Origin of the sequence: Paracoccus wurundjeri, assembly GCF_030678915.1 — a bacterium.
In the GTDB taxonomy this organism is placed as follows: domain Bacteria; phylum Pseudomonadota; class Alphaproteobacteria; order Rhodobacterales; family Rhodobacteraceae; genus Paracoccus; species Paracoccus onubensis_A.
The window spans coordinates 1-13,542 of record NZ_JAUUTZ010000039.1 but is presented as its reverse complement, the minus strand read 5'-3'; the positions used below and the strand labels follow the sequence as shown (position 1 = coordinate 13,542).

13 protein-coding genes and 1 pseudogene are annotated in these 13,542 nt (G+C 58.3%); 10 read left to right on the top strand and 4 right to left on the bottom strand.

Annotated elements, in window-relative coordinates; all coding sequences use genetic code 11:
• The first annotated feature begins 57 nt into the window (after nucleotides 1-57).
• Nucleotides 58-540: a hypothetical protein gene (locus tag Q0601_RS23000; protein WP_305292310.1), complete on the top strand. Its 483-nt coding sequence runs from the start codon at nucleotides 58-60 to the stop codon at nucleotides 538-540.
• 145 nt (nucleotides 541-685) lie between these two features.
• Here Q0601_RS23000 and Q0601_RS22995 read toward each other — a convergent pair whose 3' ends face one another.
• Nucleotides 686-1,696, bottom strand: coding sequence for an exonuclease domain-containing protein (locus tag Q0601_RS22995; protein ID WP_305292309.1), 1,011 nt, complete (start codon nucleotides 1,694-1,696; stop codon nucleotides 686-688).
• Between the two features lie 252 nt (nucleotides 1,697-1,948).
• Nucleotides 1,949-2,875: an AraC family transcriptional regulator gene (locus Q0601_RS22990; RefSeq protein WP_305292308.1), complete on the bottom strand. Its 927-nt coding sequence runs from the start codon at nucleotides 2,873-2,875 to the stop codon at nucleotides 1,949-1,951.
• Nucleotides 2,876-2,980: 105 nt separating this feature from the next.
• Between Q0601_RS22990 and Q0601_RS22985 the strand changes: the two genes are divergently transcribed.
• On the top strand, nucleotides 2,981-3,733 hold the full coding sequence (locus tag Q0601_RS22985; protein WP_305292307.1) for an SDR family oxidoreductase: 753 nt from the start codon (nucleotides 2,981-2,983) through the stop codon (nucleotides 3,731-3,733).
• 193 nt (nucleotides 3,734-3,926) lie between these two features.
• Here Q0601_RS22985 and Q0601_RS22980 read toward each other — a convergent pair whose 3' ends face one another.
• Nucleotides 3,927-4,559, bottom strand: a complete 633-nt coding sequence (locus tag Q0601_RS22980; protein WP_305292325.1) for a tyrosine-type recombinase/integrase — start codon at nucleotides 4,557-4,559, stop codon at nucleotides 3,927-3,929.
• A 156-nt stretch (nucleotides 4,560-4,715) separates the two neighbouring features.
• On the opposite strand from Q0601_RS22980, the gene Q0601_RS22975 reads away from it, so the two are divergent.
• A complete protein-coding gene (locus tag Q0601_RS22975; RefSeq protein WP_305292306.1) occupies nucleotides 4,716-5,273 on the top strand; it encodes a dihydrofolate reductase family protein in 558 nt (185 codons plus the stop codon).
• Nucleotides 5,274-5,525: 252 nt separating this feature from the next.
• On the opposite strand, the gene Q0601_RS22970 is transcribed toward Q0601_RS22975, so the two are convergent.
• Complete coding sequence (locus Q0601_RS22970) at nucleotides 5,526-5,795, bottom strand: hypothetical protein (RefSeq protein WP_305292305.1); 270 nt, start codon at nucleotides 5,793-5,795, stop codon at nucleotides 5,526-5,528.
• 407 nt (nucleotides 5,796-6,202) lie between these two features.
• Here Q0601_RS22970 and Q0601_RS22965 point away from each other — a divergent pair, with 407 nt between their 5' ends.
• The 7 genes and pseudogenes from Q0601_RS22965 to Q0601_RS22935 all read left to right on the top strand — a co-directional run bounded on the left by Q0601_RS22965 (nucleotide 6,203) and on the right by Q0601_RS22935 (nucleotide 13,267).
• Entirely contained in the window at nucleotides 6,203-6,556 is a 354-nt protein-coding gene (locus Q0601_RS22965; protein WP_305292304.1) for a DUF2200 domain-containing protein, read from the top strand.
• A 908-nt stretch (nucleotides 6,557-7,464) separates the two neighbouring features.
• Nucleotides 7,465-8,367 carry an ArdC family protein gene (locus tag Q0601_RS22960; RefSeq protein WP_305292303.1) on the top strand — a complete coding sequence of 301 codons (903 nt, stop codon included), beginning with the start codon at nucleotides 7,465-7,467 and terminating at the stop codon, nucleotides 8,365-8,367.
• Nucleotides 8,357-9,037: pseudogene (locus Q0601_RS22955) on the top strand (isocitrate lyase/PEP mutase family protein). The gene Q0601_RS22960 and the pseudogene Q0601_RS22955 overlap by 11 nt, the downstream one beginning before the upstream one ends.
• A gap of 495 nt (nucleotides 9,038-9,532) precedes the next feature.
• The gene (locus tag Q0601_RS22950; protein ID WP_305292302.1) at nucleotides 9,533-10,159 is read left to right on the top strand and encodes a hypothetical protein; all 627 of its coding nucleotides are present in this window, start codon (nucleotides 9,533-9,535) and stop codon (nucleotides 10,157-10,159) included.
• Nucleotides 10,152-11,261, top strand: coding sequence for a phosphoadenosine phosphosulfate reductase domain-containing protein (locus Q0601_RS22945; protein WP_305292301.1), 1,110 nt, complete (start codon nucleotides 10,152-10,154; stop codon nucleotides 11,259-11,261). Before Q0601_RS22950 ends, Q0601_RS22945 begins: the two co-directional genes overlap by 8 nt.
• 371 nt (nucleotides 11,262-11,632) lie before the next feature.
• Nucleotides 11,633-12,544, top strand: coding sequence for an MFS transporter (locus tag Q0601_RS22940; protein ID WP_370656178.1), 912 nt, complete (start codon nucleotides 11,633-11,635; stop codon nucleotides 12,542-12,544).
• A 195-nt stretch (nucleotides 12,545-12,739) separates the two neighbouring features.
• Nucleotides 12,740-13,267 (top strand): hypothetical protein, encoded by a 528-nt coding sequence (locus Q0601_RS22935; protein WP_305292300.1) that lies wholly within the window; start codon nucleotides 12,740-12,742, stop codon nucleotides 13,265-13,267.
• Nucleotides 13,268-13,542 lie beyond the last annotated feature (275 nt).

Here is a 13,542-nt window from a genome sequence, read left to right as displayed (position 1 = left end):
GGCATTCAAGTGTCGCAAGTAGTGGTTTCGATTCTCAATCCGACGTCAACAGAAGCTATGGCTGTCACTTTAGGTCGGAGAGCCTTTCTGCGCGAGATCGTCATAGCGGGTCTGCTGTCCCTGTCCCTGCCAACGGTTTTCCTGGCGGGAATTTATGTCTATCTGCATACCAGAGGTGCGGCCTTGATTGGGATCGCATTTGGCGTCATCATCATTTCTGCGCTTACCGCCATCCCCTTGATATTGTACGCGTCATTGCGATTCAATGCTGCCGCCCTAGCCCGCGAAAGGGCTGTGTTAGGCACGTCAGAACAGCGGATTTATCAGCCGTTGAAGGGACGATTTTGGCAGCTGAGGCCAATGGTCGCGGTTTCGGTCAGATCTTACGTTCTCGCTAGTTTCCCGGCTTGCATCGGCTTTGGCTTGGAGTTCGCACTTATGTCTTATGTAACGACTGACAGCGTTTTTATGCCTCTCCATATTCCAATCGGTATAATGGTCATAACTCAAACAATCATCGCTGCGAATCTACTTCGGTGAACGGCCGCTCCGTCCCGCATTTTACCAGTTTGATAGATCGGTTTCGCTGCGACCAGCATGAATGACCGTTTCAATGAAGCCGCACTGCGGCATCGCACAGGACGCTGAACGGCAAGAATGGGCCGACTGTAGCCCATGCAGAGATTCAGGCTGTGCCACAGTCAGCGACAAGCCTTCGAAAATCGCTTTCGCCGATGATCTGTATGGGGTGACCGACATCCTGCATTTCTTGGGCTTTTCGGTGCTTGCTGCTTCGAGCATGTCCGGCAAGAAGCGACAGATCCTGATCCCCGACGACGAGATGAGTGGTCTGCTTGGTCACACCCGCTTTTACCGACATCCCGGCCCGGGCCGCCAGCTCGGCCGCCTCGGTTCGGGACATGCCAAGTGCGCCTGTGAAAACCACCGTGAAACCGGCCAACGGCCCTGACGGGTTTCCCGCCATGGTGATCGCGGGAGCATAGCCCTTTTTGCCAACTGGCTTGATCAGGTCTTCGAAGGAAAGGCCAAGATGGCTCTCGGCGTGCTGCACGACCATTGCGGCTGCGCGGGCGTCCTCTCCTGCGTCATGGTGGTGGAACCGGAGGTTCAGCTTCCTCTTGAGGTTGGCCAGCCCGTGTCCGCCATTCCCCTTCAACTCCGGCCAGGCCCGCCTCGCGATCGTGACGCTGTCGCTCCACCGCAAGTCGGGAGCGTCGATGCCACAGGATCTACAGGCGGCATTCACCGCCTGCTTGTCGAAATTGCTGTGCTGGACAAGGTGGTGCTGGGTCAACAGGGGCAGAAGAACCCTCAGGGCGTCCGCAAATCCGGGTGCCTGCGCGACATGATCCGGCCCGATGCCGTGGAGGCGGATGTTAAACGGGTCGAACCGGGTGCGGGGATCGATCAGCATCGAGAATGTCTGGATCTCGTTATCGGGTTGCACGCATGCCAGGCCGATCTGGCAGATGCTTGCGACATCGCTGCATGCCGTTTCCACATCTAACGCGATGAAGCGAAAGCGTCCCTGGGGGACTTGTTCGGCATGGCCAAAGAACGGTCTGGCAGATGGATGGTCGGTTCGAGAGGATAAAGGTTCGTAACCATCAGCCCGTTGCGGATCGCGCCGCTGCGGTTCAGAACTGCGTCCAGGAAGCCAGTCGAACAACGTCATTCAAATCCTCTCCACAAAACTCGCTGTATCTTAACTGAAAGCCTGGCCGAGGTGAGATCATTTTTTTGCGTAGCGCGATAGTTTCGTTGAGCATGCCGATAGGGGTTGGCAGTGCAGATCTCCTCTGAAGTATGATGCTCATATAGCTGCACTGCCATTGTTGTTCGCTGCAGCGGGCGCCAATGGCTGGTTCAGGGAAGCTGCGCCATGTCATCTGACAGGAATCGTCCGTCGGCTTAGAGCCACCTCTTCTCAGACATGCGTCGCCTCCAGTTCCCGCTGTGCAATCGACAAGGCATACTGCCCCGGCGGCCGGCCGACTTCGCGCGCGAAGGCGGTGTTGAACGCGCTGGCTGAGCCATAACCGAGGGCGGCACCGATCTCGGACAGGCTGCCGTCGCCGCGCCGCAGCCGGTCCTTGGCGAGACTCATCCGCCAGTCGGTCAGATAGGCTATTGGCGTGCGCCCCACCTCACGCTCGAATCGCGCGAAAAAGCCCGAGCGCGACAGCCCAGCCATGCGGGCGAGGTCAGTCACCGTCCAGGGCCGCGCGGGATCGGCATGCAGGGCGCGCAGCGCGATGGAGAGCTGCGGATCGCTGAGGCCCCGCAGCAGACCCGGCGGCGCGGTGATGCCGCCCGAGACACGGAACGCCTCGATCAGCAGGACCTCCAGCAACCGCTCGAGAACCACCTCGCGCCCGGGCCGCGAGGCCCGCGCCTCATCTGCGACCAGGCGGATCAGCATCGCCAACCGTGCCTCGCCGCGGATCACCACCAGATCAGGCAGCAGCGTCAGCAGCAGCCCGGCATCCCGCGCCGCAAAGGTGCAATGGCCGACCAGTTGCTGCGTCGTAACCGGCAGTTCGGAATCCCCGATGCGTACCTGTCCGGGGGCAGTCAGAACGGGATTCGAGAATTGCCCCTGTGGCAAGACAGGATCGGGGCTGGAAAAGGTGAAGCGCCGCGCCGCCGGGATCAGTGCGAAATCCCCCTCCTCCAGCAGAACGGGCGGGCGACCGTCAACCTCAAGCAGCGCCTGACCTGACAGGGTCAGATTGTAGAAGACAATATTGTCCTCATCCCGCCGCACCCGCCATGCGCCCGAGGCGCTGGCCAGCTTGGCATAGGGTGCGCCGGGGCGCAGCAGCGTTACGATCTGGGTCAGCGGATCGGTCATGGCAATCGCAATTTGGACTTTTGATAAATCATCATGGACTTCGGATTATAGGGCGTCGCACCGTCCGTGGCTAGGTAAGTCGGGCAACAATGAAAGGACTTTCTCATGCCCACCATCCTGATCACCGGCTGCTCCTCGGGCTTTGGCTTTGAGACCGCGCGGCACTTCCTGGCCCAGGGCTGGACTGTCATCGCGACGATGCGGAACCCGAAGCCCGATCTGCTGCCCGCCTCTGACCGGCTGACGATCCTGCCGCTGGACGTCACCTGCCCCGACAGCATCGCCGCTGCGGTGGCGGCTGCGGGCGAGATCGATGTGCTGGTCAACAATGCCGGCATCGGCTGGCTGAATGCGGTTGAAGGCACGCCGATGCCGATCGTGCAAGAAATCTTCGGGACCAATACCTTCGGCACCATCGCGATGATCCAGGCCGTGCTGCCGCAGTTCCGCGCCCGCCGGGCGGGGGTGATCATTAATGTGACCTCCAGCGTCACGTTGAAGAATTATGACCTGCTGTCAGTCTACACCGCCAGCAAGGCTGCGGTGAATGCGCTCACCGAAGTGATTGCGCTGGAACTGGCCCCTTTCGGCATCCGGAGCCATGTGGTGCTACCGGGTCAGGCGCCGGGCACGGCGTTTGGCAGCAATGCACGCGAGCGGATGGTGCAGGCGGGCGGCTTCCCCGAGCCCTATGCCGAGATGGCTCAGGAGGTGTTTGCGCGACTAGCCGCCGGGACCGATGAGGACAAGACCCAGGCCGAAGATGTGGTGGCGGCAATTTGGCGCATCGCAACAGATCCAGCCGCACCGGTGCGCCTGCCCGCGGGCGCGGATGCAGTGGCTCTGTTCAACGGCTGATTTGATGCAACGGAGCGCGGTCGATGTCGTCGCACTGCGCCCCGACGCGCCTGCACTCTCTTGGTGAAGATGGCTAAGTCCGACTATGGCTTCTGCGCTGAGCACGAACGGCCGGTTTCGGGAGCGTGACTGCGCGGCCCTAGTATACGTTGACCGGCGGCTATGGGCCGCCTCTGCTGGGCCGCCCATTGTTTCAGATTTCAACAGCTTCGGCAATCACAAGTGCATCTTCAAGCTCAACACCAAGGTATCGCACCGTACTGTCCATCTTGGTATGACCGAGCAGGAGTTGAACGGCGCGCAGATTGCCAGTCTTTCGGTAGATTTGGGCAACCTTGGTTCGGCGCATGGAATGCGTCCCATAAGATGACGGCTGGAGGCCGATCGACGTGACCCAGTCTCGGACCAGCCGGGCATACTGACGGGTCGAGATGTGCAGCCGCTCGTGAAAGCGACCAGGCCAAAGATATTCAGACCCGATCATCATCGGGTCTTTGAGCCAAGCCGTGATCGATTTTCGCGTGCCCTCGGTGATCTCGAAGCGAACCGGTTTCCGGGTTTTGCTCTGGATGATCGAGGCGCGCTCCTTGACCTGACCAGCCGCGTAGACATCGGCGACCTTGAGCTTCACCTGATCACAGCCCCTCAGCTTGCTGTCGATGGCAAGGATGAACAACGCAAGATCGCAGACATTGTTCGCAATCTCGAGTCGGACCCTGATCGCCCAGACATGTTTCGGCAGCAGCGGACGCTTTTGGCCGACAATACGCCCCTTGTTCCAGGCGGGGCGGCAGGCACGAATGGCGGGCAAATTCTCAATAGTCATGGCGAATCCTCCGATCCACCACTCCCGCCTCACCGTCAGCTGGATGCCGGCGCGCCAGCATATCACGGCGCCGCAGAGATCGGCAGCAAAGAGACCATACATCAGCCACGAGCAATAACCCTGGGTCTTGTCGAGCGGATGGTTTAGGCTCGGCACATGGGATTGTTGACCTTCAGCATAAACGTCACCCTGGACGGCTGCATCGACCATGAAGCGGGAATCGCTGATGACGAGACGCATGCGTTCTTCACCTACCTGATGGATGAGAGCGGAGCGATGCTGTGGGGCCGCATCACCTACGAGATGATGGAAAGCTACTGGCCGGCGGTTGCCCGCGGCGACGTGGAGGCACCGCCGGCGATACGCGAATGGGCGGTCAAACTGGACGCCAAGCCGAAATACGTGGTGTCATCGACGCGAAAGGACTTCTCGTGGACCAACAGCCACCATATCGCCGACGACCTGCGAACAGGCGTGCAGAGGCTCAAGGACGCAACACCGGCCGGCGTGCTCCTCGGTAGCGGTAAACTCGCAACCGAGCTGGACCGGCTGGATCTGATCGATGAGTATCAGTTCCTCGTCCATCCCAGGATCGCCGGCCATGGCCCGACCCTGTACCGGGGCGGGCTACCCAGTACGCGACGGCTCGAACTGGTCTCAGCGAAGCTGCTCCGCAACGGCGCGGTCGCTATGCACTATCGGCGTGAACGCTGAACCGGAGCAACTTCAACGCGCCAGTTCGGGGCTCAGGTGTCGCGGGAGCACCGCCGATTAACAGCAGGCGTTGGGCCCCCCTTGCCGGTTCCAGTGATGACAGGAGGCGGTTTAGAGTTCTTTACCGCATGCTGCATTGCCACAAGGCGGATCAGAGCCCTTTGTGATCGCCTAGCTTTCGGGACTTTCACGGCAGTCTGTGCCATTCATATAGTGCGTCGGGAGTTCTTTCCTCGTTAGACGCCCCATCGGTTACGCGAGAAGCTGGCGAAGCTCGAGGCGCTGTTCGCACGGGGTGCGACCGCGGGCGAGCGGGCGGCGGCCGGGGCGGCACGCGATCGTCTCCAGGCGAAGCTCGCCTTCGAGCTGGAGGCCGATGACGATCCTGAGACCGAGATGCAATATTCCCTGCCAGATGTCTGATCGGTTCGGATCTTCGTCGCGCTTTGCCGCAAGCACGGCATCCACCCCTACCGCTATCCCCGGCAACGCCGCACCACGGTCATGGTTCGCGTCCGGCAATCACGCTTCGAGCGAATTGTCACCGGGGAGTTCCGCATGTTGCACCGGGAGCTGACCGCCTATTTCAATGAAACGGTGGAGCATCTGATCGCGGATGCGATGAGATCGGATGGCGATGACGAGACGCTGGAGCAACATCAGTTGCCGGGATGATCCAGTCTTCTCTGGGACCATGATCATGAGATGGAGCCTGGAGGCGGTATTGAACGGTATAAAGGTAACCGTCATTGCGGAACATGAGGCTGCCATGCAATCGACGCTGGCCAATCTTGCTGCCCTCGTCGCGTAGAGTGCATCCATTCCCGCCGCAGGAGTGCCGTATAGATGCCGGAGCGCGGAAATCCTGTTGACGAACCGGCGGGCCGTCAGGTTCCCTCGGTCATAGATATCCGGGATTGGGAGGTAGGATGGCAAAGCACAGGATTTTCACGACGAGCTTCGCCAGCGTTTATCCGCATTACGTGGCGAAGGCGGAGAAAAAGGGTCGGACCAGGAACGAGGTTGATGAAATCATTCTCTGGCTGACGGGCTACAGTCAGGAGGAATTGGCGGTTCGGCTGGAAGACCAGATGGATTTCGAGACTTTTTTCGCCGACGCGCCTCGTCTGAACCCGGCACGAGGCTTGATCAGGGGCGTGGTTTGCGGCGTTCGAGTGGAGGATATCGAAGAGCCGACCATGCGGGAAATCCGCTATCTGGACAAGTTGATCGACGAATTGGCCAGAGGAAAGACGATGGAGAAGATTCTGCGGAAGGCATGAGTCACCCCGGCCACCGCCGTGAATATGTGCCCCATTGGTATGTTGCCACTGGTCGACGCAGAACGGCAGTTTGAACAGACATATTCTCTTCCGCATTTATCACGAAGACTGAGCGGCTTGTGATCTTATGCACAATCACTGGATCTGGTGATTGACAGATGGAAAACAGACGGCAAGGTTGTTTTGTCTCGCTACAGTCAGTTTACCCCTTCGCTGGACAGACGGTTCCTGCTCTGATCGATGGTATTCCACCGTCAGCCGCTATCCAGCTGAGGTGCGGTGATTCACGCGACGAGCTATGGCAGTTGTTGTTGGTGCGGTCCGCTTGAGAGTGCTTGCTGCCCTAGCGCGCGATGGATGCATTGTCAAAGCTGCGCCGCGGAAACCGGCTTGTCCCCGTAGGTCAGTCAGCCTGCCGTTCCCGCCACGATAAGTTTGGCGTGACAGGGGAGGGCGTATAGCGCCCTCGGTTCTACGGAAATCCCGGCCCGAGCCGGGATCGCGGTGAAACAACGGCCGTGCCTAAGGATCGACGCGGGCCACGCGCAGGCGCGTACCCCACGCTCACCTCCCGCCCGACAGCTTATCGTTTGGTGGTGTCCGCCTGACAGACCGCCCCGATCGGGTCAACCTTGCCCATCCCCGAAAACCACCACCGATTTCCCCTGCCCGAAGGGCATTCCTCGCGCGGCAAATCGGCGGCGGTTTTCGCGGCAGACATTCCCGACGTGAATGTGGGCGTTGACCAGCCCGGTCCGGCCCGCAGGCCGGGCTGGCGCCCTCACCTGCTCCGTCCAGCCGAAATGCATGGGGCGCATTTCATCTGACAGATCACGCGCGGCCCCGCCAACGCGGACAGGGGCATCAGGTCCCGGTCGCGTGTCGCAAGGGAAGGGAAAGGACATCCGATGGCCCGGAATTTCGATATCAAGCAGCATGTCACCGACACGATTATCGTCCAGATTGAGGCGGGCACGCCGCCATGGCGCAAACCCTGGACCGGGGATCTGAGCGGCGCGAGCTTTCCACTACGCCATAATGGCGAGACCTATAACGGCATCAATATCCTGATGCTCTGGGCCACCGCCCATCAGCGGGGATACAACTCGGCCCGCTGGATGACCTTCAGGCAGGCGGTCGAGCTGGGCGGATCGGTCCGCAAGGGCGAGAAGGCCGCGAAATCCGTCTTCTATGGCCAGATCGAGCGGGAGGACGAGGAGGCAGAGGATGGTGAAGAGGGTAAGCGCCGGATCCGCTTCGCCAGGGTGAACAATGTCTTCAATGCCGATCAGATCGACGGCCTGCCGGAGGAGTATTACATCCGTCCCGAGCCGTCCCGCGATCTGGGCACGCAGGCCGATCCGGAACTGGAGGCGTTCTTCGCACGGACCGGTGCCGAGATCATCACTTCGGAAGAGCCGCGCGCCTATTACCACCCGGTGAAGGATCACATCCACATCCCGCCGATCACGAGTTTCTTCAACGCGGCCGGATATTACGGCACCCTGGCACATGAGCTGACCCATTGGGCTTGCGGGCCGGCCCGGCTGGCCACGCAGAAGGTGCATGCCAGCCGCAAAGAATATGCCTTTGACGAGTTGGTCGCGGAGATCGGCGCCTGCTTCCTCGTCGTGCAATTGGGGGTGGAGTCGCAATTCGATCAGAGCGCCGCCTATGTCGAAGGCTGGCTGGAGGCGATGAAAGCTGACAAGGAGATGATCTTCAAGGCCGCGGCCGAAGCCCAGAAGGCCGTGGATTTCATCAACCAGACGGTCGGCGAGATCGACAAGCCCGGGCAGGATGCCGCGTGAACGGCACCGGACCAAACCCCACACAACAGACGTTGCCCCCATTGCGGCAGCGTCAATGTTACTGAGGATCCCGGTCACCGCCGATCTGGAGGACGGTTTTGGCACCGATCCGGAAACCTGCGCCAAAACCATCCGTATGGCCTCCGCGATCGGGCTGGTCGGCGGATCGATCGAGGACGCCAAAGGTGATGCTGATGCTCCGATATACTAGTTATCCCACGCGGTCGAACGTATCCGGGCCGCAGCGGAAGCCTCGCGCGATTTACCCTTCCTGTTGACCGCGAGGGCAGAGAATTATCTCTGGGGAAGGCCGGATTTGAACGACACGATTGCCCGGCTTCAGGCTTTCTGCGAGGCTGGGGCCGATGTTGTGTACGCGCCCGGACTTCCCGATATCGAGGCAATCAGGACCGTGTGCCGGGCGGTGGACACGCCGGTCAATGTCGTCATGGGGCTTAGGGGCAAGAATTACTCGGTTGCCGAACTGTCCGGGGCCGGAGTGCGCCGGATCAGCGTCGGTGGCTCCTTCGCGCGAGCCGCATTCGGTGCGCTGAAGCGGGCTGCAGATGAGGTGAAATCCTCCGGCACATTCGGCTATGCGGCGGATGCGATCTCCGGTGACGTCATGGCACAGCTCATGCCACGGGAGAAAAGCACTGACCGCCGGTAACCGGAGTATCCTAATCTCGAAAACGGCCCGTTTAGTGAATCTTCTGCTACCGGCTTGTCTTGGACACACATGGATTATATCCCCATCGGCTTTTCGATGCCGGATGTCCGGTCGATGTCGTATGGGGTTGAGCTGCTGTGGGCAGCTTATTTCGCAGGTGCAGAAGGCCGGTCGCAGCCCTTTCACGACATTCACGCCAGACGCAGTATATCGCTGTGCCCATGGCTCGAAGGGCGGAGAGCGGGCTTGCGGCAACGCAGCGTTGCAGGTCAGCAACATTAGATCGGAGCGGCCGTTTCTCCAACGCTCAGCATCACCAACCCAACATCGGCGCGGGGGTGGGATGCAATCGTACGCTACGAAGTCATCAAGCCTCCCCTTGCGACACAAGCAGCAGACATTGGCTGAAGAGGGTTGCACACGCCACGCTGGCGCTGCAACTTAGAGGTAGTTTGATTAAGAGCAAACTAACCTGTTCACATATGTGAGGATTGTATGCCGATCGAGCTCCTAAAGAGTCTCCGCTTTATCACCCCCGGCATTATCATCATCCTTTTTTGGGCCTTTCTAGGGTCAGTAACTGGGGATTGGAAAATTGTAGTACCGAAGTCGATCTCGGATTTTGGCTCGCATCTCCCGGCAATTGTTGCTGCGGTCGTCTACTACCTGACACCATTGCGAGATTGGGCAAATCGTAAGCATTTTGATTCGATAAATCAAAATATTCGACGTAGAATGGTCTCAATTGGGGGAGGAAACCTAGAAAGCCCGCGTTCGGAATGGCCAAAATTGCGCCGGCTCTTTTATAAAATTGTAGACTCGGACGGTAGCCTGAAGCTTCATGCAAAACGCGCATATTTCAACGGGTACATTTGGACTACTATCGCTGATACCAAAGCCATCGCAATCTTTTTTGCGACATATGCGTTGCTGCATCACTTTTTGTTTTCATCGCAGAGTGCACTCATAGGACTTGCTATTTTCGCATTCCTTGCCATTATTTGCTGGCCCATCGGAGAGATAGTTACTCGAAAACACAAAGAAATTGGGGACGAACAGTTGGCAATCATCGAACAGTTCCACAGATGCCAAGTATTGAAGTATTTTCTTGAAGATGGCTGAAAATATTCTTGCGGCCATTGCGCGAACCAAAATTGCAATTGAAGCTAACCCCGAAAAGAGATGGATCCTAGCATATTCCGGAGGGAAAGACTCTACTGCGACTCTGAAAATATTCATTGCAGCGCTAAGAAATGTTGAAGCGCTGCCCGTTAATGCCTCTTTAATTTACTGTGATACGGGAGTGGAAAATCCGTTAATTGACGAATACGTGAAGCGCACACTTCGAAAAATGGAAATGGAGTTTGCAAAGAAGAAAATCAGCATTTCCGTACAGCTATTGAAGGCGCCTGTAAAAGATCGCTTCTTCGTCAAAGTCGCCGGTCGAGGGTACCCGACACCCACCAACAGCTTTCGGTGGTGCACCAAAGGACTCCGCATTAATCCCGTATCTGATTTTATTCAAGAAGGTGATCGTGAAAACACGGTTGTGTTACTGGGTAGTCGCAGAAATGAAAGCGAACAGAGACGGCGTTCAATTTCGAAATTTGGAGATGATCATTGGCAAACCCAAAAGGAAGGCAGGTCGAAGGTATCCCTGTACCTTCCAATACTCGACTTCACGATTTCGGATGTTTGGGACACCCTTTTCATGATCGACAATGTAAGCTCCATTTCAGCAAGGGAAATCGAAGGCATTTATCGGGACGCGTCGGGGGAGTGCCCCGTCCTACGGTCCCCAACCGCTCCACCATGTGCTTCAGGTAGGTTTGGGTGTTGGACTTGCACTGTGGTTCGGAGAGACAAATCTGCCTTGAAGCTCATTGAAGCAGGCCATTCCAATTTAGCGCCCTTCCTAGAGTTCCGGAATTGGCTCTCGGTAATTCGGAACGACCATCAGCTTCGCTGGCCTGTACGCCGCAATGGATCAGAATTGCCGGGTCCATTTTCTACTTGCGCACGCCAAATCATACTTCACCGTCTTCTAGCGCTCGAACGTTTAACAAATACCAAGGTACTGGATGAAGGTGAGATCGAATCTATATTCGCACTCTGGGAGCAAGACCATGAGATTGAAAGAGGTCTCGGTATAACACCCGCTGACGAAGATCAAACCCGTAGCATACTAGACAGAAACCAGAGTGAAGAAGCTCGGGTCATCTGAAATAGTTTGAATCACAACGTGAACCGACACTTCAAACAAGTAAGGAAAGCGGAGTTTGCTTAAGGCATCGAACTACAGATAGCTCCGTTGCTCAGCCAACGATATAGCTAAAAATGCCGCACGATCGACCAAGGTCCGCTTAAGCGGGACGCGCCGCGTCGTCATCGTGGCCAATCCAACTGCAGCTCAGGGCCGATCGTGCCTGCTAGCGGGCTTTAAGCGGCCGCAAGGCCGTTCCGAGCCCAAGTTGCCGCTCCCTTGGGCTGATTCGCAGGTGTAGAAGACCGGTCGCAGCCCTTTCACGACATTCGGCTATCGCGCAGCGCCAGCTCCGCTGCGGTCGCAAAGCCCCAGGGGCATCTTTCTGAAAGCTGACGTTCAAAAGGTGGGGGTTCCTGTTCGGCTCAGCCGAGGTGATCCGCGACAACGCCGCCCAGACGGTCCTGCCCTCTATCGTCGCACACGGCGATCTGGAACGCGCCAATGGCCAGATGTGGAGCGCCGAGCAAATCACTGGACAATTCATTGGGCCGCCCGTGGCCGGACTGCTAATAGCAACGTCAATGGCGTTGCCCTTCGGAGTGGACGCCTCGATCTACGCGCTGTCCGCCGCGCTGATCTGGATGATCGCCCTGCCGCCCCGGAAAACCACAGTCTCTGCCAAATTTCTCCCTGCACTACTGGAGGGGCTTGGATGGATGTGGCGCAATCCGCTGATCCTGCGTCTAGCGATCATGCTGGGGGCGATCAACGCGGTTTTCATCGGCGGTATGACAATATTGGTGCTTTACGCGCAGGAGGTTCTGGCGCTGCCCTCGACTGGATACGGGGTGCTGCTGACATTTGGCGCGATGGGCGGGGTTGCCGGAGGCCTGTTCGCCCCAGTTGTGGCGGGGCGTTTAGGTATGCGTCGCAGTCTTCTCGCCGCTCTCGGCACCTTTGTCACCGTCAATCTTATGCTCGGCCTGTTTGGTTCCCCGGCATTGGCGGGTCTTGCCTTATTTTTAGAGGCAGCGGCAGGGATGCTGTGGAACGTGGTGACGGTCAGTTATCGCCAGCGCCTCATCCCAGATGATCTTCTCGGCCGGGTTAACTCTGTCTACAGGTTCTTCGGCTGGGGAGCGATGCCTTTTGGCACTATGGGCGCTGGCGCATTGGTCGCCGTGCTGACTCCGTCCATTGGGCGAAGCGATGCACTTCACGCGCCTTATCTGGTTGGCGCCGCTGTCTGTGGTCTGCTGTTAATATTTGCGGCTGCGCGTCTCCGGTTCGATACAGCTTGAGCTATTGGCCGGTAGCTGGCCGACCGGCAGCTGCGTCCCGCATCGGTACCATCCCGTCACATCGACACGAAGAGCCCATTGCTGACGGTTGCAACGTGGGCGATACTCTCGGCATAGGTCTACAGATAAGGGACGATGCTTGCACATCTCATGAGCCCAATCTCCGACGATATTCTGCGACGAGTTATAAGAGATATGATTATTGCCAGCCGCATGCTTTTAGGCTTTGCCCTGCTCACTACGACAACCACCGCGCTCCCGGCCCAGGAGGCGGAAGACGCCTATCGCATACGTGCTTCGATCTATGCAAATGAAACACTGGTAACGGTTGCGACCTGGGTTGGCGTGATGGGCCGGTCCACAACCGTCAAGCAGACGTTCAGCACGCCCTATCAGCGTGGTACAGCGCTAAACGAAAACGGCAAGTCCGTCGAAGGCATCTTGGAAGGGGAAGTCACGATAGTCGTTCGTCCATTCCATCACAGCGGCGCGCTCTGTCTCAATGTCGAGATCAACAGCCATACGGTGAGCCAACTCCACCATTACCGCAGTGATGCTCTGCTCGAAATCCTGCCCGGTGGAAGCAGCTATGGGGCTGGTGGCGATTATTGCGATTTTACGGAAACCGCCGATGGCCTGCTCTTCAATCTTTCCCATGGAGATGAAGAGGATTACGCAGACATCCTCGTTGTGCCGGAGAAAATAGTGAAGGAACTGGACTAGGGTAAGCGCGACGCCGATCCCCTCCTGCCATTTCTGACTTGACCCGGGCACTTTGCGCGGATGCGGGTGACGGAGGTTTTGGATTTGGAAAGAGACGGCAAAATGGGCGTCCATTTGGACGGCTCGATGGGCGTTGGAGTTTCGCGGCTTGAGGTGATCGAGGTTCCGAGTGGTCGGCGGCGGCGCACGAAGGCAGAACGGGCGCGGATCGCGGCGGAGAGCATGATGCCCGGAGTGACGGTTGCGGATATTGCGCGCCGGTATGGCACGACACG